Here is a 19,459-nt window from a genome sequence, read left to right as displayed (position 1 = left end):
TTCGTCTTATGGAAACTGAAAAAAAAGCAATTAATAAAAAATTCGCAATCATATTAGGAGCATTAGTAATTGGTGGTGGAAGCTATGGAATTAGTAAATATTTACATGCTCAAACACACGAAGAAACGGACGATGCACAAATAGAAAAAAAAATGACTCCTATTATTCCTCGTGTTTCTGGTTATGTTTCAAAAGTATATGTTAAAGACAATGATTTTGTAAAAAAAGGAGATACTTTATTTGTAATAGACAATCGCGATTATTTAGTAAAAGTAGAAGAAGCTAAAGCCTCATTAGTAGCAGCAGAAAGTACTTTTGAAGTGGCAAAGGCAGATGTAGGAAGTGCCAACGCAAGTGTTGCTGCTTCAGATGCTAATGTAGCTTCTGCACTAGGAACCATTGAAACAGCTAAAATTCGTTTAGAACGTGCTACTAGTGATTATGAGCGATACCATAATCTTTATAAAAATCGTTCTATTACAAAGCAACAATATGAACAGGCTTTAGCTGCTAAATTAGAAGCCGAAAACCAAATAAAAATCTTAACCAATCAACAAAAAGCCAGTAGTTATCAAAAAAATGTAGTAGCATCTAAAGCAATCGTTTCTAATAAACAAACGCAAGTAGCATCTGCTAATATCAGTAGAGCAAAGGCCGCTTTAAATGCCGCTGAATTAAATTTAGAATACACTGTGGTAAAAGCAACTATAGATGGACAAGTTTCTAAAGTAAATATTCAACCAGGTCAATTGGTTAATCAAGGACAATCTCTTTTTTATCTAGTTAATACTGCCGAAACATGGGTAATAGCTAATTTTAAAGAAACACAATTAGGAAAGATGAAAGTAAGCCAAGAAGTAACAATAAAGGTAGATGCTTTTGGAGATCTTGAATTAAAAGGAAAAATTTCTTCCTTTTCGCCAGCTACAGGCTCTCAATTTTCTGTACTTCCTCCTGACAATGCAACTGGAAATTTTGTAAAAACAGTACAAAGAATTCCCGTTAAAATTGAATTCACTAATGATAATGAAAAAGAAAAAATTGAATTACTACGCTCTGGTATGAATGCACATGTAGATGTACACTTAAAATAATAATTCTAAAATGATACAAGACACTACAAATGATCTAGTAGAATATGGCTATAGAAGAATTATGGTAACAATAGTTGCCATACTCTGTTCACTACTAGAAATAGTAGATACGACCATTGTTAATGTAGCTCTTAACGAAATGAAAGGGAGTTTGGGAGCTACATTAAGCGATGTTTCATGGGTAATTACGGCTTATGCCATAGCCAACGTAATTATTATACCCATGACCAATTGGCTTTCTCAACAATTTGGTAGAAAAAACTATTTTACAGCCTCAATTATTATTTTTACCATTACTTCTTTTTTATGTGGAAACTCAACCAATATCTGGGAACTCGTATTTTTTAGATTTATTCAAGGTCTAGGCGGAGGTGCTTTATTAGTAACTGCACAAACCATTATAACAGAAAGTTATCCTATCAAAAAAAGAGGAATGGCTCAAGCCATTTACGGATTAGGTGTAATCTTAGGTCCTACTTTTGGTCCTCCATTAGGAGGTTACATAGTAGATCATTTTTCTTGGCCTTTTATTTTTTACATCAATATTCCACTCGGAATTATTGCCACCGTTTTGTCTATAATGTATGTAAAAAGCCCTAAATTTAGTATTAAATTAAAAGCAAATCAGGTAGATTGGTTAGGCATTATTTATCTATCCCTATTTGTAGGTTCCCTTCAGTATGTCTTAGAACACGGACAACAAGATGATTGGTTTAATAGTAAAACGATTATTAATTTGTGCATCGTTTCATTATTTGGCTTTGTCTTTTTTATTCATAGAGAATTAACTTACGAGTTTCCAATTGTAAATCTAAAAGTCTTAAAGTATAATTCGCTGCAAATGGGTATTTTGTTTTCCACTATTTTAGGATTTGGAGTCTATACCACAATTTTTGTCATACCTGTATATACCCAATCTATTTTAAGATGGAACGCAACTCAATCAGGACTTTTACTAATTCCTAGTTCATTAATGACTGCATTTGCCATGCCTTTTGTAGGCAAACTATTACAAAAAGAAGTTTCTATAAAGTATTTATTAATCATTGGCTTTACTTGTTTTTCTATTTTTGCTTTTTGGTTATATAACATATTAACTCCTAATACAGGTGAAGAACATTTTTGGTGGCCTTTAATTTTGAGAGGTTTAGGTTTAGGACTCCTTTTTGTACCTGTAACAAGTTATTCTTTAAGTGAACTAACAGGTAAGGATATAGGCGATGGAGCAGCTTTTACAGGGATGTTAAGACAATTAGGAGGATCTTTTGGTATAGCCATTGTTACAACTTTTATTTCTAGATGGGGACAAAAACATAGAGCTCATTTAGTAGCTCATTTAGACAAAACAAACTTTCAAATTCAAAATCAAATAACTATGATCCAAAAAGGTTTCATTGCTAAGGGATATTCCTATAATGAAGCTTTGAACAAAGCATATCAAGTTCTTGAATTAAAAATTATAAAACAATCTAATATATTAGCCTTTATGGATATCTTTATGTATTTAGGCATTTTGTTTTTAATTTGCATTCCTATAGTAGTAGTCATCAAAACTCGAAAATCTAATATTAGTGCTGCAGATGCTATGCACTAAATTTTAAACTATAAAAGTTATAGAAAAAATACTTAAAATAAAAATTCCAAAATAATATGAAATCCGTATTGTTTAGAAGATGATTTTCGATTGAAGTACTGCTACACTCATATATATAAATTATATTTGCAAAAATTAATCTAAAATGAATCTAGAAAATATTCCTAATATCAAACATTTAGATAGCAACAATTTTTTTGTTCTTTCTGGACCTTGTGCCATAGAAGGTGAAGAAATGGCCATGAAAATAGCTGAACGTTTAGTAAAAATTACAGATGATCTAAAAATTCCTTATGTATTTAAAGGTTCATTTAAAAAAGCTAATCGCTCTCGCGTAGACAGTTTTACAGGTATTGGAGATGAAAAAGCCCTGAAAATTTTACAAAAAGTAAGTAAGGAGTTCAATATTCCTACCATTACTGATATTCATACTAACGAAGATGCTGCAATGGCAGCCGAATTTGTTGATATTTTACAAATACCTGCTTTCTTAGTACGCCAAACAGATTTAGTTGTAGCTGCTGCACAAACAAAAAAAACAGTCAATTTAAAAAAGGGACAATTCATGAGTCCTGAAAGTATGAAACATGCTGTTCAAAAAGTATTAGACTCTAATAATGAAAACGTAATGGTTACAGATAGAGGAACTATGTTTGGATATCAAGACATGATTGTTGATTTCAGAGGAATTCCTACTATGCGTCAAATGGCTACTACCGTATTAGATATAACTCATTCATTACAACAACCTAATCAATTAGTAGGTGTAACAGGTGGTAGACCTGATATGATTGAAACCATTGCAAAGGCAGGAATAGCAGTAGGTGTAGATGGTATATTTATAGAAACACATTTTGATCCTGCTAATGCTAAAAGTGATGGAGCTAATATGTTACATTTAGATTATTTTGAAAATCTAATGAAAAAATTAGTTGCAATTAGACAAACAATTAATCAATTTTAATTAGTTTTTTTCTTATTCTAAAATTTTTTTATTCTTAAAATAAATTATTTTAAGAGATAAATCAAAAATTCAACTTATTTAATACAATACATACCTGTTTTTGAACAAAAATAGTCAAAAACAGGTTTTTATATAAAAAATAATTCAGTATAAAAAAGTCTTATTGAAAACTAATACCATTTAAACTTAAAATATACTGAATTAAGAAATAAAGCTCTCGATACGTTTTTTTTCATTTTAAAAACAACTCGAACAGACCATTGAGTATATAATTGAAATCATCGTTAGTTCGAGCGCGAAGCGCATCGGGAACCAGTACTAATTTTTATTGCTTTTGTAGATGTACTATTTTTAAAAAGAAAATTCAAAATTTAAATGGTATAATATTTTTATTTGATTCCGTCTGATAAGATTTACTAATTATTAAAAAAAAACACTTACCATAAAGATTGGTAAGTGTTTTTTTTTAATATATTCTTTTTGTGTATCTAAAATCAGAAATTATTTATTTCCTTTTTCATAATCTGCAATAAATTGTGCAATTCCAATATCTGTTAAAGGATGTTTAAGCAAACCAGTAATAGCAGATAAAGGACCTGTCATAACATCTGCTCCTATTTTAGCACAGTTTACAATGTGCATTGTGTGACGAACAGAAGCTGCTAAAATTTGAGTTTCAAAAGCATAGTTATCATAAATATCACGAATTTCTGCTATTAAATTTAAACCATCTGTAGACACATCGTCTAAACGTCCTAAAAAAGGAGAAACATAAGTTGCCCCTGCTTTTGCAGCTAATAATGCTTGTCCTGCAGAAAACACTAAAGTTACATTTGTTTTGATTCCTCTATCTGAAAAATATTTACAAGCTTTTATACCTTCTTTTGTCATAGGTAGCTTAACAACAATCTGCTCGTGTAATTCAGCCAACTCTTCGCCTTCTTTTATCATTCCTTCAAAATCCATTGCATTTACCTCTGCACTTACGTCTCCTTCTACGATAGCACAAATATCAACATAATGTTTTAAGATATTATTTTTACCCGTAATACCTTCTTTTGCCATTAAAGAAGGGTTTGTGGTTACCCCATCTAAGATTCCTAATGCTTGCGCTTCTCTAATTTGATCTAAATTGGCTGTGTCAATAAAAAATTTCATCTTCTTTTTTTAATATTAAATTATAGCTGTGTATAAAGCAAAATTACGAATTCAATTTCAATATCAATAGTAATTATCCTAAACAATTCTGTCAAAAAAATAATTATGATTTAAATATTGACGAATTAAAGTTTATAGTGATTCATTAGCATTTTTTCGTACATTCTATCAGGTAATATCCTTTTTAGTACAATAGACATTTTTTGCATAAAAGCACCTACTTTGTAATGTACTTTAGGTTTAGAAGTATGAATAATTTTTAATACAGCTTTCGCCATTTCTATAGGATCATGACCATTGTCTACATGTATATTCATTTCGCTAAGAGTGTTTCCGTATACTTTTTCATAAGCGGATCCTTTGATTACGGGAGCATGATAACGTCCTGCTGCTATATTAGTAGCAAAATCACCAGGAGCAATATTTGTAATTTCTATACCGAATTGTTTTGTTTCCATACGTAAAGCTTCTGTAACCAAACCTAAAGCTCCTTTAGACGCGGAATAAACCCCTCTATAAGGCAATCCCATATAGCCCGCTATAGATGTTATATTTATAATTAGACCTGATTTTTGTGAGCGCATTTGAGGTAAAACTGCTTTTATAACTTCAATAGGTCCAAATAAATTTGTTTCAAAATGAATACGCATTTCTTCTGTAGGAATTTCTTCTATAGGACCTGTAATTCCAACGCCTGCATTATTAATTAATACATCTATCCTACCTGATTTAGCAATAATTTCTTCTACCGCTTTTTTTATTGTATCAACATTTCTAACATCTAATGCTATTAATTGAATTTTAGATTTCTCTACTCTTACTGGATTTCTGCTCGTTCCATACACAATATATCCTTTATCTTGTAAAAGTTCTCCTATTGCCTTTCCTATTCCTGAAGATGCCCCTGTAATTACTACTACTTTTTTATCCATTTTTTTATTTATGAAAAAACTGATTTTATTCTTTTTTTTATTTAACTGATATTCCTAATCCTGGCGCTTCATTTAAAATAATTTTACCTCCTATTACTTCTGACCCATAGGCAATATCTGACGCTAGTAAATTAGCCCCATCTAAATCTACATAATCTACTAAAGGAGCCAATACTGCACCTGCTGAAATACCAATGGTAGATTCAGTCATACATCCTATCATAATTTTATATTTTAATTTTCTAGCCTCATAAATAATTTTTAAAGCAGGTGTTAATCCCCCACATTTAACTAATTTTATATTTATACTTCCGTAATGATCTGCTAATTCGTCTAACTGTAAGCTATTCTGAAAATCTTCATCTGCCATCCAGTTGGCATAACTAGATTTATTTAGGTTCTTATATTCTCCAACCTTCATAGGTTGTTCTAAATAAATAAATTTTGAAACAAATTCTTGTGCTTCTAACCATTTACAATCTTCTTTTGTAAAACTAGCATTAGAATCAATAGCTATATCCTTTTGTAACTGAGATAACATATAAAGAGAATCTTTTTGCAATCCTTTGCATTTTACTTTACATTTTCTCCAAGTCAATGACTCTATTTTTTCCTTTTGTTTTTCCAAGCTATCTACACTAATTGTAATAGATGATTCAGGTATAATTTTATTATCTATTTTATTTAATTCTATAAAATGTTTTCTCTCAAGTTTCCCATACAAATCCCAATAAGCACAGTCTAAAGCCGAAGAAATAAAAGAAGAAAGTTTTTTTTGAGAAATTAATTTATAGAACTCGAAAGGGTGCTTTATTTTTTGATTTTCAATCCATTTTTTGATTGAGTTTAGTTCAACTATTAAATTTTCTATTTTAATATTGTAATAATCTATTTCCGTGCATTCTCCATAACCTATGGTTCCTGATTTTTTTAAAACTACAATCAAAGCATTTCTAAAAGAATAATTTCCATAAGCTATAGAAAAAGTTTCTTTTAATGGTAATTTAACCTTTTGCCAAGTTAGTTCCATGGAATAAAATTTCGTCTAAAATAAAAAATCCCGAATAAATCGGGATCATATAGTTGTAAACATTTTTTTTTCGTCAAAAAAGGCAAGCGACCTACATCGCACCGCTACAACCGCTTACCTTTGCTGCGTTCCCACCCTGGAGGAGTTTGCAGGAGCTGGTCGTGTAGGACTTGCCGGTGCAAATATACAACCTTTTTATATTTTTGCAAGCCTTTTGATAAACAAAATTCCTTTTGTATATTGTGAATGAAAAAAAAATGAAAAATGAAAAATTATAACTTACTAACTTTCATATCATTACTTGTAATAGGAAGCAGTTGCGAAGGTGATAAAAAAAATTTATTTTCTATAGACGAGACGCAATTTAAAGCCTTTTATCACTCAGGTGATGAAATTTCTATTACAGTAACAAACAAAAATGAGAAAAACATCGACTCTATTTCTTTTTTTAATAATGAAAAAAGAATTGGTTCTATAAAAGGAAATAATAACTTTATATATACTCTCAATGAAATAAAACTAGGTTATCAGAACCTAAAAGCCATGGTATATTACGAAGGCGATGTACAAGAATTAGCAGCAAGAGTAGAATTAGTTGCTAAAGAAGAACCCAAACTTTTAAAATATCAGCTAGTAGCTACTTATCCTCATGATTTAAAAGCATATACTCAAGGATTAGAGTTTTATCAAGGCTTTTTATATGAAGGAACAGGTAACGGATCAGGAGTTTCTACGGGACAAAAAGGTATTTCTAGCCTTCGAAAAACAAATTATAAAACAGGTGCGGTAATTCAAAAAATAGAACTCCCTGAATCTGTTTTTGGTGAAGGTATTACTTTTTTAAATAACAAAATTTACCAATTGACTTGGCTAAATAATGAAGGTTATGTATATGATGCTCGTACTTTTAAAAAAGAAAAAACTTTTAAGTATTTCAAAAAAATGGAAGGATGGGGATTAACTACAAATGGTAAAAATCTTTTTATGACTGATAGCTCTGAAAGAATTAGCATTATAAATCCTGAAAATTTCAAGGAAATAGACCACATTAATGTTTATACAAATAGCACAAAAGTGCCTGCTATCAATGAATTAGAATGGGTAAATGATAAAATATATGCCAATATTTATCAAAAAGACGCTATTGTTATTATCAATCCTACTTCAGGTGCTGTTGAGTCAGTAATTGACTTGGGTGAATTAAAAAATAAAGTAACACAACATCCTGATTTAGACGTTTTAAATGGTATCGCCTATAATCCTAGTAGCAAAACTTTGTTTGTAACGGGTAAAAATTGGGATAAAATGTTTGAAATAAAAATTATAGAATAAAAATTTTGACTCGTTTTACAAACGAATTTTAATCGTTTTTTTATTCCCTCGCACTAAAATAAAAGCATAAACTAAAAATTAGCTTTTACTTCTATAGTCAAGCTCTGATGAGTTATTGGATGTACAAAGGTTATAGATTTAGCATGTAAATGCAATCGTTCAACCTTTGTACCATATAGATCATCACCTGCAATAGGAGTATTTAATCCTAGAGAATGTGAAGCATGTACTCTTAGCTGATGAGTACGTCCTGTTATTGGATAAAAATACACTCTTGTTTTATTATTTTCAACTGAAATTTTTTCCCAAACTGTCTGCGCTGGTTTTCCATATTCGTAACATACCATTTGCCTTGGACGATCCTCTAAATCTACTCGCAATGGTAAATCTATATATCCTTTATCATCCTTTATCAAACCATCTAAAATAGCTTCATAGCACTTTTTTACTGTCCGTTTAATAAATTGACTTTGTAATGCCACGTATATTTCTTCTGTTTTAGCAATTAACATGATACCAGAAGTTGACATATCCAAACGATGTACTACTAAAGGTCCTGTAGCATTTGGATATTTTTTCTTAATTCGTTCATATACTGAATCGGATACTAATTTACCAGGTACTGATAAGAACTCTGCTGGTTTATTAATTGCCAACATATAATTATCTTCATATATAATTTCAATATCTTTTCCTTCCGCAGGATTTTTATAAAATGGGTTGTCTTCCATTTTAATACCTTCTAACATGTGTCCTAATAAAATAGGTTCACATTTACCTTTACATGCAGGATAAAACTGTTTATGTTTACGTATTTCGCTTTTAGGTGATTGTCCCCACCAAAATTCAGCCATACATAAAGGTTTTAATTTATTCTTGAAAGCATAATGCAATAGTTTAGGTGCTGCGCACTCCCCTGCTCCAGCAGGCGGATTATTATTAAAAATTTCTCCTATACTCTTGGTTTCTCCAAATTGGTTTAAAAAAGAATATTCAGCAAATAATCGTTGTTGCGTTTGAGCTGATCGTTTTTTTCTTTGTTCTTTTAATGCTAAAATTTGGTTTTCAAAAACTTGAACCTTTTCTTTTGCTTCTGTTTTTTTGAAATTCCAATATTTTGTCATTTTTTTTAGTAAAATAGCTTCGTTTTTACTTTGTTCACTCAATTGTATAAAATAAGGTTCTTGCTGCTCTTTAGTCATACTCAAGAAAGCTTTATTCCGTAAATCTTCGCGGATTTTTTTCTGTTCTTTTATACGTTCTTTTTGACTTTGAATATCCTTCTCAGCTTCTGCATTTACTTTTTCTAAAAAAGACAATGAGGCTAAATATTCAAGATTTGTTTCTGCTAAATTAATATGTTTATTTAATTGATTAATCTGGGCTTCTTCTTCTTTATAAAAACTAGAAGAATCTAGCATATCATATACTGTGGGCACAAAATAATTAAGTTGATTTTGTTCTGCCAATTTACCTGAAAATGCCCATAAATACCCCATTTTTCCTTCTAAATCCTGACATACTAAAACACCAAACATTTTACCTATAATAAGCCCTTCTTGTCCTTGTTTTAAACCAAAATTATGTTCAAAATCATTTTGATTTTCTAAATATGCCTGTAATTCCTGACTAGCAATTACAGCTAACTCATGCGGTTCATAATAAAACGGAAATGTAAATTTTTTAGGCAACGTAATCCCTGAAATATTACTTTTAAAAGGCTGAAAAAACATTAAATTTTGCATGGGACAAAGATAAAATAAAGGATTCATAAAATCATCAATCCGAAACTATTCTGAGTTATATATTATATTCTATTTAAACTATTTTTATATGTAGATTTGGATTTCTATTTTTATAATTCTACTTTTGGTAGACTTGAAAAAATAACTTATGAATCATTTATTAGCTATTATTTGGAATCCAGTAGATGGTATTTCAATAGGCAATTTTACAATCCGTTTTTATAGTTTAATGTTTGTAATTGCATTTTCTTTAGGAATTGCCATTATGAAAAGAATCTTTATAAGAGAGGGAGAGTCAATTGAAAAATTAGATTCTCTTTTTATCTGGATGGTAGTTTCTGTTTTATTGGGAGCTCGCTTAGGTCATGTTTTCTTTTATGACTGGAGTTATTATAAAAACCATCTAGAAGAAATATTACTTCCTGTACGTTTTAGACCTGAATTTGAATTTACAGGCTTTCAAGGATTAGCAAGTCATGGGGCTGCTATATCTGTAATTGCTTGTATGTATTTTTATTCTAAAAACATCCTCAACAGACCTTTTTTATGGGTATTAGATAGAATCGTAATTCCGGTGGCAAGTGGAGCTATATTTGTCCGACTAGGAAACTTTTTTAATTCAGAAATTGTAGGAAATCAGACTCAATCAATCTTTGGAATAAAATTTGTTCAAGATGCCATTTCTAAAAATGAAGCTATTACTACAACAGGCATTAGCAACTATAGAGAAGCATATAAAGAATTAACCACAAATCCAAAATATGCTTCATTAGTAGATAGTATACCAGCTAAACATCCTTCACAATTATATGAGGCATTTGGTTACATTTTTGTTTTTGTCTTATTATTTTATATGTACTGGAAAACGGATGCTAGAAATAAAGAAGGGTTATTGTTTGGTACTTTCCTTATTACTTTATTCACCATACGAATCATTGTAGAATCAATAAAAGAAAGTCAAGGTGGTTTTGAAAACACATTAGGCATTATGAGTACAGGACAATGGTTGAGTGTTCCTTTTATTATTATAGGTATTTATTTAGTTATCAAAGCCTCTAAAAAATAACATTTTATTTTTCCATAAATAAAAAAATATGAGATTGTCTGAAAAATGTACAATCTTTCATTTTAGGCAAAGGGAGAACTCACACAACATTCATAATGTGAGTTCTCCCTTTTTAGCTAAAGTAACAAAGTAGATATTAAATTTTTCCTTTTCAGACAACCTCCCCCTTTTTTTATTATTTAACATAAACAAAGATTAAAATCTCTCTTTCTTAATCATATTTTCTAAGTCTAAAAAAAGAATTCTGACTATATTTGCTCTTTTTAAAAACAACACACAAAATGCTATTAACAGAATTAAATGCTATATCACCTATTGATGGTCGTTATAGAAGTAAAACCGTTAGTCTTTCTCCTTATTTTTCAGAAGAAGCTTTAATTAAATACCGTGTTTTAATAGAAGTTGAGTACTTCATTGCTCTCATTGAGACTGGTCTACCACAGCTTAAGGAAATCAACGCTTCTATTTTTCCTGAACTACGAAAAATTTACCAGAATTTTTCTACAGAAGACGCATTATGGATAAAAAATACTGAAAAAACCACTAATCATGATGTAAAAGCTGTTGAATATTTCATAAAAAAGCAATTTGATGAATTAGGTTTAGAAGAATACAAAGAATTTATTCACTTTGGGCTTACCTCACAAGATATTAATAACACAGCAATCCCTCTTTCTACGAAAGATGCTTTTGAAAATATTTATATACCTAGCTTAACCCGTGTTATTGAAAAACTAAAAGAGTTGGCGATAGAATGGAAAGAGGTGCCTATGCTTGCTCGTACACACGGGCAACCTGCATCTCCTACTCGTTTGGGTAAAGAGATTTTTGTTTTTGTTCAACGTTTAGAAGAACAACTCAAATTATTATATAGCATTCCTTTTGCTGCTAAATTTGGAGGTGCTACAGGCAATTACAACGCTCATAAAGTGGCTTATCCTAACCATGACTGGAAGTCTTTTGGAACTCAATTTGTAGAAAAAACGCTTGGATTACACCATTCTTTTCCTACTACACAAATAGAACATTACGATCATTTTGCAGCTTTTTTTGATGCTTTAAAAAGAATTAATACTATTTTTATTGATTTAGATCGAGACATCTGGACGTATGTTTCAATGGAGTATTTTAAACAAAAAATAAAAGCAGGAGAAATTGGATCAAGTGCTATGCCTCATAAAGTAAATCCAATTGATTTTGAAAATTCAGAAGGTAATCTAGGTATTGCTAATGCTCTTTTTGAGCACTTGTCTTCTAAACTACCTATTTCCAGACTACAACGTGATTTAACAGATAGTACCGTTCTTAGAAATATAGGAGTTCCTATGGGACATACCCTCATTGCTTTTGAAGCTACTCTTAAAGGACTTAATAAATTATTACTAAACGAAGAAAAATTTACAGAAGACTTAGAAAAAAATTGGGCTGTAGTGGCAGAGGCTATTCAAACTATCCTTAGAAGAGAAGGTTATCCTAATCCTTATGAAGCTTTAAAAGATCTTACAAGAACTAATACAATTATCAACAAAGATTCTATACATACTTTTATCGATACGCTAAATGTTTCTGATATTATTAAAGTAGAGTTAAAAGCTATAACCCCTAATAATTATTTAGGTATTTAATATTTTTACAAATAAAGAGGCTGTCCAAAACAAAAAATTAAAACTTCATCTGTTACTCTAAGAACAGAAGAAATTTCATAATCAATATAATAGTAATGGATTTTTCCGTTTTACTTCGCTTAAGCTTCCTTTGAAAATAAAACAATGAGATTGTATGTTTCTAGGACACCCTCTTTATCTTTTTCTAAAATTTATTTCTTTTCTTGTTTTTATTACTCTTTAAGTATTAATTTCAAGATCCTTTATATAATCTTCATTTTCATAAAAAAATCGTTCAAAAGCATCCATTTGTTCATAGAAAAAATCAAAAACACGATCCCAAGTTGACTTATTATTAATACTAATACCTGAGAGTTCCACCCAAATACGACTTACTATTTTCCCGTTTTCAAGATAATAATTACGTTCAAAAATGGCCTCTGGTAAGTAATCCTCTAATAAGATAGTTTTTAAAGATTCTATCTTTTCAAAATATATTTTTCTTTTTTCTTCATCTCTAGGTTCTATTTCTAATAAAACTTGCGCTTTTTTATTGTCTATAAAAAACTTAAAACTAACATCTTTTATTTTTGTATTATACAACAGCCATTTTCTAGGGTAGGCTTCTGCAAATTTTGTCCAAAATTCCTTTTTTATTTGTATACTTTCCTCTTTACTATACATAGTTAAAACTTTTAATAATTGTATATCCCAAAAAATAATTTTAAATTTATAAGATTTATGTAGCATCCTTACTACAAATAATCTTGTTAAAACTTGATTTAGATGGAATTTACTAGTTTTTTAAAATATATCCCAAAAATAGCAAAAGAAACACTCCCTGCAATAAAGTCTCATTCTAAAATGATTCCTCCTGAACGTATCAAGCTTTTAGAAGAACTTAATACAGATAGTATCATAGCTAAAAAGGCGGCTGTAATGATGCTCTTTTATCCTAAAGATCATTTTACTTATTTGGCTTTAATTATCCGAAATTCATACCCTGGAGTACATTCTTCTCAAATAGCATTTCCTGGAGGAAAGGTTGAACCTTTTGATAAAGATTTATCTGAAACTGCTCTAAGAGAAACCTATGAAGAAATTGGAATATCTAAAGATAAAATAGAGATCATAAGACCTTTTACAGAAGTATATATTCCACCTAGTAATTTCTTAGTTTCCCCTTTTTTAGGAATTTGTCATGAAGAAATTTTGTTTCAATTAAATCCAGAAGAAGTCGCTGGTATAATAGAACTATCTTTACAAGATTTTTTAGACGATCGCAACATTACTTATGTAAATATGAACACATCTTATGCAACTGAAATTAAAATTCCTGCTTTTGAAATACAGAATCGTATCATTTGGGGCGCAACTGCTATGATGATGAGCGAACTTAAAGATACTATAAAAAAAGTCTTGTAATTTTTTTTTCATACATTTGCCAGCTCCAAATTAAAAAATATGGGACTATTTAAACGAAATCCTTTCGGACATATACTACTTATAAAAAGATGGATCATTATTCTATTTGGAATTTGTACTCATCGTAGATACCGAGGATTTAACCAACTTAACATTGAGGGATCGGAAATCATACGTAATTTACCTAATACGAATGTATTATTTATATCTAATCATCAAACTTATTTTGCTGATGTAGTAGCCATGTTTCATGTTTTTAATGCAAGCCTAAAAGGTCGTGAAAATAATATTAAAAATATTGGTTACTTATGGAAACCTAAGTTAAATCTTTATTATATAGGAGCTAAAGAAACACTTGATGCTAATTTACTTACTAAAATTATGTCTTATGTAGGTGCCATATCTGTTGAAAGAACATGGAGAGCGGGTGGTAAAGATTTAGAAAAACACGAACAAAAACAAGTTAATCTATCTGATTTTAGAAATATTGAAATTGCTTTAAATGATGGTTGGGTAATTACGTTTCCACAAGGTACTACTAAATCCTTTAAACCTGTAAGAAAAGGAACTGCCCATATTATAAAAGAATATAAACCTATTGTTGTACCTATTGTAATAGATGGTTTTAGAAGATCTTTTGATAAAAAGGGACTTATTACTAAGAAAAAAGGTATTTTACAAAGTTTTACAGTTAAAGAACCTCTACAAATAGATTATGATAACGAGTCTATTGAATCTATTGTAGAAAAGATTGAATTTGCAATAGAACAGCATCCTTCTTTTTTAAAGGTCTTATCTGTAGAAGAAATTAGAGAACAGGAAGAACTAAATAAGCTACGAAAATGGCATATTGATTAAAAAAACAGGGTACTAAAAGTAAATTAACTTATTTTAATATTTTTTAGGCACTAAAGTGTGTAAGTTATAATAATGGGGTTTAACTTTTAATTAAAGTTGATCCCTTTTTTTAGTTTTTCAATTAATGATGACTCCATTTTGAGCATCATATCGTACAGGTGGATTTTCTATGATCTCATTTTTTTTAATTCATCCCCTCTCATGTTTTCTAAAAACGATTTGAGTTCTTCTCCTGACAGATTAATAGTTTTATCATTTATCATAAGCTTAATACTTTTTCCTTTTACTGTCAAGTTATTACCTTTGGTAATAATTCCTTGAGATTTTTTTTAAATACCCCATACAGTACTGGCTTTATTGGTTGGAGTTGTTATAAACTGTACTCTATCTATTTTTCGCTCAATAGTTTTTTGTGTATTAAGAATTTGAATTTCTTGAATCCTTTTTCTTGAATCTTTTTTAACTTCTTTACTGACTAATTTCCAATTTAGAAATAGAAATAATAAAACAACTGAATGACGTATATTTTTTTATTCAAAATTGCGCAAACACTAGGTTATCGTAGGTTAAGAGTTAGTTAATCAAAAGTTAATGATAGGTATTTTATAAAAAAGGGTGTCTTAATTTGTAACATTTTCTAATGGCAATTTGGATTTAATTGTTGAAAAAACAAACTACACATTAAAATATTACTTTTCGGACACCCAGTTGTTAGTCATTATTAAACAGTAACAAATAAATGATAAAAAAATCGTTATTCTTTTTTAGAGTCGTTAGATGTGTTCATAAGTTCCATTAATTTCATACCTAATAGACCACTAATACCTCCATCCGTTCCATTTGAACCTGAAATTAGTACTTCAGGAATTACTTTAATATTTCCTTTACCAATTTCTTCTGTAATTTTATATTTAGTAAAATTATCGCCACCCATTGCGGAAACTTGTAATTGATATGATTCTGCTGTTGATTTACCAATAGCCATAATTTTTTCAGCTTCGGCTAGACCTGTTTTTGATATTTTTTCAGCTTCTGCACTTGCATTTAATTTAGTTGCTTCTGCTTGAGCAGCAGCCTTTGCCTTAGTAGCCTCAGCCTCGGCAATAGCTCTCATTTTAGTAGCCTCAGCTTCTGCATTAACATTTAATTTTAAACTAGCAGCATCTCCTTCTGCTTTTTTAACAGTAGCATCCGCTGTACGCTGTGCTATTTCTACGCTTTGAGCTGCTCGAACAATTTCTTTTTGCATATCTGCAATGGCTGTTTCTTTTTCAACTCCTTGACGTTGTTCTTGTGCCATTTTTTGCGTTTGATATGTTTTTTGTTCTTCTTCTGCTATTTTTCTATCCGTTAATGTTTTCATTAATGATTCAGGAGGTATAATATCTCCAATTAAGGTATCAACTGCGTTTACATTATATTCATCTAAAACGGTTTTAATGTGTACTTTTGCTGATTCCTGACGCTCTTTACGTGTACTTAAGAATGATATTACATCACTATCTTGTGCTGAATTACGAAAATAGTTTCCTATTGTTGGTTCTAACACTTGAGAAACTAAATTAGTCATACTACCAAAGCGGGCAATAATTTTAGGTGCTTCATTTGCAGGAACGTGAATAATTTGAGATACATCTAGATTAAACGGGAATCCATCCTTTGAACGAACCGTAATAGTTGATAAATTTTTGTCTAAATCATGTGATTCACTACGTGCATTTGCCCAATTTAAAACCAAATTCGTTGTAGGAACTAATTCTAATTTAGTGGTATATTTATTTAACGCGTACTTACCAGGTCCTAGCGGTTCCATCCATACACCTCTTTGTCCTTTAGAAACAATATTACCGTGTTTAAAAGTTTCTCCTGTTACATCTTGTCCATCTTCTCCTATATAAGAAATCACTACTCCTACATGCCCAATTGGAACATCAGTCATAGGATTTTGTTCTATTTGTATTGCCCAAGGGTTTATATAATAAGAACCTGCTAACATTACTTGCGGTTGCAAACCACGATTTCCACCTTGATCTAAAAAACGATCAAAATTTTGAAAATTATTATGCCCATCAGCAAATTTTCCAGCAATTTGACCATGAGGTATAGGCTCTCCATCAAGTGCTGTTACAATCCCAACCATGTTTTCAAAAATCTTAATTTGGTCTACGATAACGATCTCAAATAAATAGGTATTAATACGATACGATCCACTCGTAATAAAGGCTGTTTGACGACCTTTTTGTCCTCCTCTATCCAAAAAGCCTGTAGCATCTTGATAATTATCACATTCTACTCTGCGTGCTAAAATTCTACCTGTAGGAATTTCTTTTCCATCTTTGCTTAATATTAAACCTATTTTTCCTTCTGGAATAATCGTAAATGCGGTCATATCTACTGAATATTGCCAGATCCACATCCCCCAATACAATCCTGGAGCCAATGTTTGTGCCTGAAAACCAGCTTCTCCCTTTGTTGCTATAATTCTACCATCTGGCAACGATTTATCTGTCCCAAACAATACAAATTTTTTGGTTACTAAACCTATTTTGTCCTATAATCAAAAAATTCAAATGCCCATTTTTTCAAATTCAAATGCCCATTTTTTTACAAAATTACAAAAGGCATTGCTTATCACGCAATGCCTTTTTAAATTAACTTTAAACTCTATTTAAACCATTGTTTTTTTATCTCATTATCATTATGCTATTTTTTTATACAACATTATATCCGTATAATTCGCTTTGTTCACTTGTGTATTCATAGTTTCCATTTTCGAACCGTGAAACGGATTACTCATTGGCGTTTTTGTTTCAATCCACTCACAAAGCTCAACGATTTGACTCTTATTAGACGTGAAATAAAAATAATTTGAGCCTTCCAACACGTTTAAAACGTCTAAATAATCCCTAAGGTTCCAGTAGTCTTTATATGTACTGGCATCAGTTGATAAGTATGGCGGGTCTACCAAAAACACAACATTTTTTCTGTCCTTATACTTCTTGAACAATTCTTTATAATCCATTTGCACGACCTCAATTCCATCCAAATAACCGTCTGCGGTGTAGTTGGATTGTCGCACACAGTTGTACAGCGTAGATTTTTCAAATTCTTTATAACAAGTGGCGTAATTCATACTAAAAAGAATTGAGCTTGAAAGCGTAATATAGTCAACATAGCCTTTGGTTTCCTCTGACTTGACACGCTCTAATACTTGCTCACGTGCCTCTCCTTTAATGAGTTTATCTTTTGGATGATTTACCAAGATTAGCCTAATATCATCAAGCAAAACGTTGGTTTTGTCGATGTTTGCCAGTCGCTGGCTATACCCGTCGAAGTCGTTATAAACTACCGTGGCATTTGGATAATAAGCCTTAACTGTGTGGCTTAATAATCCCGAACCACCAAACATATCTACATAAATGGCATCGGCTGGAAATACATTTAAAGCAGGTTTGAATTGTTTTAAAAACTTTCGTTTTTGCCCCATAAATGGTAACGGAGCGGATGAAAATACTTTCTTCATTTTTTTGATTTTTTTTGATCGATGATTGTTTAATTAAATTTGATGATTGTCTTTGCAAACTCACCTTTTTAGCATAAAAAACCACACTACAGAAGACTTTAGTCCTCCGCTGTGTGGTTTTTGCACTAAAATTAAAAGGTGAGATGTTTAATTTTGCGGAGGACTTTTTTATTCCCTTCCTCCAAAGGAAATTTTACTTTACGGCATCCTGCGAAAATATTAATCCAATTCCCGCTAATACCGCTGTTAAAGCTTCAATAGTTTTTGTTTTGTCATTAACAAACAACAAAACTCCTGACACGATGGAAACAACGCCAGCGGACGTGGTTTTCCAGTTTTTAAAAATTGCTTTCATCATATAAATTATTTTGAGGGACAATATCCTAATCGAACAATACCCATTTTAAATAACCCTGAAGGGCTTGAACCCGTTTTGTTGTACGGAAACACAGAAAAACCACTTAGTTCTGAAACGTTTGTAGTTAGCTCGCTTTCAAAAAGAACTTCGCTTGTTTTTTTATCTGAAATTTTAACGTTATACCCCTGTGCGCTTCGTGTTATTTGTACGTTGTATATGACATCTTTAGCAAATAAAATTCCTGTGTCAATTCTTGTGATATCAGTATTCCGTTTGCTCGCTATTTCAAAGCTTGCGCTTAAAGAAAAGTCAAGACCTGTGAAATCAGTTTCTACTCCTGTCTGTCCAATAGCAATACGCCAGCACGTGTCGTTATAAAATTCAGGGACAGGATTAATCGTCGAATCATATAGAAAATCAACAGATAAACTGTCTCCTATAAAAAGATTAACACCTGATTCAAAAGCATTGATATTCAAATCTGTATTATAGGGAGAGTCACTCATTAATTGGAAGTAATTAACGCCTATATATTTTGAGTGAACAGGGTAAGAACCCGCAGATTTCACATTTGTGAAAAATATATTTGAGGGGTATGAGGTTAAAGGGATATGCCACATCCATTGTTTAGAAGAGTTCAAATCTTTCACGTCAATTTCTTTTATAATATTATCTTTACTTCTTACCAATAGACAACTGTCGGTAAGTCTTCCTTTTGCCACTTTATTAAGGCAAATCGGCTTATTAATAATTTGTTTACTCATTTTAGATTTTAG

Annotated in this window: 17 protein-coding genes and 1 other RNA gene; 8 read left to right on the top strand and 10 right to left on the bottom strand. The window is 30.8% G+C overall.

What is annotated here, in order from left to right:
* Nucleotides 1-8: 8 nt before the first annotated feature.
* The 3 genes from ACUXZJ_RS11025 (at nt 9) to kdsA (ending at nt 3,652) form a co-directional block, all read left to right on the top strand.
* On the top strand, nt 9-1,094 hold the full coding sequence (locus ACUXZJ_RS11025; protein WP_060382108.1) for an HlyD family secretion protein: 1,086 nt from the start codon (nt 9-11) through the stop codon (nt 1,092-1,094).
* A gap of 10 nt (nt 1,095-1,104) precedes the next feature.
* Nucleotides 1,105-2,688, top strand: a complete 1,584-nt coding sequence (locus ACUXZJ_RS11020; protein ID WP_060382107.1) for a DHA2 family efflux MFS transporter permease subunit — start codon at nt 1,105-1,107, stop codon at nt 2,686-2,688.
* 145 nt (nt 2,689-2,833) lie between these two features.
* On the top strand, nt 2,834-3,652 hold the full coding sequence (gene kdsA / locus ACUXZJ_RS11015; RefSeq protein WP_060382106.1) for a 3-deoxy-8-phosphooctulonate synthase: 819 nt from the start codon (nt 2,834-2,836) through the stop codon (nt 3,650-3,652).
* 501 nt (nt 3,653-4,153) lie between these two features.
* Here the strand turns inward: kdsA and fsa are convergent.
* The 4 genes from fsa to ffs all read right to left on the bottom strand — a co-directional run bounded on the left by fsa (nt 4,154) and on the right by ffs (nt 6,948).
* Nucleotides 4,154-4,810: a fructose-6-phosphate aldolase gene (gene fsa, locus ACUXZJ_RS11010; protein ID WP_060382105.1), complete on the bottom strand. Its 657-nt coding sequence runs from the start codon at nt 4,808-4,810 to the stop codon at nt 4,154-4,156.
* A gap of 125 nt (nt 4,811-4,935) precedes the next feature.
* The gene (locus tag ACUXZJ_RS11005) at nt 4,936-5,742 is read right to left on the bottom strand and encodes an SDR family oxidoreductase (protein ID WP_060382104.1); all 807 of its coding nucleotides are present in this window, start codon (nt 5,740-5,742) and stop codon (nt 4,936-4,938) included.
* A gap of 37 nt (nt 5,743-5,779) precedes the next feature.
* Nucleotides 5,780-6,772 (bottom strand): enolase C-terminal domain-like protein, encoded by a 993-nt coding sequence (locus ACUXZJ_RS11000; protein WP_060382103.1) that lies wholly within the window; start codon nt 6,770-6,772, stop codon nt 5,780-5,782.
* A 77-nt stretch (nt 6,773-6,849) separates the two neighbouring features.
* Nucleotides 6,850-6,948, bottom strand: an RNA gene (gene ffs, locus ACUXZJ_RS10995) — signal recognition particle sRNA small type.
* A gap of 88 nt (nt 6,949-7,036) precedes the next feature.
* On the opposite strand from ffs, the gene ACUXZJ_RS10990 reads away from it, so the two are divergent.
* On the top strand, nt 7,037-8,104 hold the full coding sequence (locus ACUXZJ_RS10990; protein ID WP_060382102.1) for a glutaminyl-peptide cyclotransferase: 1,068 nt from the start codon (nt 7,037-7,039) through the stop codon (nt 8,102-8,104).
* Between the two features lie 71 nt (nt 8,105-8,175).
* Here the strand turns inward: ACUXZJ_RS10990 and ACUXZJ_RS10985 are convergent, their stop codons facing one another.
* The gene (locus tag ACUXZJ_RS10985) at nt 8,176-9,876 is read right to left on the bottom strand and encodes a pseudouridine synthase (RefSeq protein WP_446195002.1); all 1,701 of its coding nucleotides are present in this window, start codon (nt 9,874-9,876) and stop codon (nt 8,176-8,178) included.
* 121 nt (nt 9,877-9,997) lie between these two features.
* Between ACUXZJ_RS10985 and lgt the strand changes: the two genes are divergently transcribed.
* The gene (gene lgt, locus ACUXZJ_RS10980; protein WP_060382100.1) at nt 9,998-10,915 is read left to right on the top strand and encodes a prolipoprotein diacylglyceryl transferase; all 918 of its coding nucleotides are present in this window, start codon (nt 9,998-10,000) and stop codon (nt 10,913-10,915) included.
* 281 nt (nt 10,916-11,196) lie between these two features.
* Nucleotides 11,197-12,540, top strand: coding sequence for an adenylosuccinate lyase (gene purB / locus ACUXZJ_RS10975; protein WP_060382099.1), 1,344 nt, complete (start codon nt 11,197-11,199; stop codon nt 12,538-12,540).
* A 219-nt stretch (nt 12,541-12,759) separates the two neighbouring features.
* Here the strand turns inward: purB and ACUXZJ_RS10970 are convergent, their stop codons facing one another.
* The gene (locus ACUXZJ_RS10970) at nt 12,760-13,203 is read right to left on the bottom strand and encodes a DUF4268 domain-containing protein (RefSeq protein ID WP_060383824.1); all 444 of its coding nucleotides are present in this window, start codon (nt 13,201-13,203) and stop codon (nt 12,760-12,762) included.
* A 102-nt stretch (nt 13,204-13,305) separates the two neighbouring features.
* Here ACUXZJ_RS10970 and ACUXZJ_RS10965 point away from each other — a divergent pair, with 102 nt between their 5' ends.
* Nucleotides 13,306-13,944, top strand: coding sequence for an NUDIX hydrolase (locus ACUXZJ_RS10965; protein WP_060382098.1), 639 nt, complete (start codon nt 13,306-13,308; stop codon nt 13,942-13,944).
* A 39-nt stretch (nt 13,945-13,983) separates the two neighbouring features.
* A complete protein-coding gene (locus tag ACUXZJ_RS10960) occupies nt 13,984-14,802 on the top strand; it encodes a lysophospholipid acyltransferase family protein (protein WP_060382097.1) in 819 nt (272 codons plus the stop codon).
* A gap of 754 nt (nt 14,803-15,556) precedes the next feature.
* Here the strand turns inward: ACUXZJ_RS10960 and ACUXZJ_RS10955 are convergent.
* The 4 genes from ACUXZJ_RS10955 to ACUXZJ_RS10940 form a co-directional block, all read right to left on the bottom strand.
* Nucleotides 15,557-17,320 (bottom strand): SPFH domain-containing protein, encoded by a 1,764-nt coding sequence (locus ACUXZJ_RS10955; RefSeq protein ID WP_446194998.1) that lies wholly within the window; start codon nt 17,318-17,320, stop codon nt 15,557-15,559.
* A gap of 180 nt (nt 17,321-17,500) precedes the next feature.
* Nucleotides 17,501-18,325, bottom strand: a complete 825-nt coding sequence (locus ACUXZJ_RS10950) for a DNA adenine methylase (RefSeq protein WP_446194996.1) — start codon at nt 18,323-18,325, stop codon at nt 17,501-17,503.
* Between the two features lie 193 nt (nt 18,326-18,518).
* Nucleotides 18,519-18,683 carry a hypothetical protein gene (locus tag ACUXZJ_RS10945; protein ID WP_163444998.1) on the bottom strand — a complete coding sequence of 55 codons (165 nt, stop codon included), beginning with the start codon at nt 18,681-18,683 and terminating at the stop codon, nt 18,519-18,521.
* 5 nt (nt 18,684-18,688) lie between these two features.
* Nucleotides 18,689-19,447 (bottom strand): hypothetical protein, encoded by a 759-nt coding sequence (locus ACUXZJ_RS10940; protein ID WP_446194994.1) that lies wholly within the window; start codon nt 19,445-19,447, stop codon nt 18,689-18,691.
* Nucleotides 19,448-19,459 lie beyond the last annotated feature (12 nt).

The sequence above is a fragment of the Flavobacterium sp. TN-1 genome, assembly GCF_052828645.1.
This window is presented reverse-complemented; position numbering and strand designations above follow the sequence as displayed.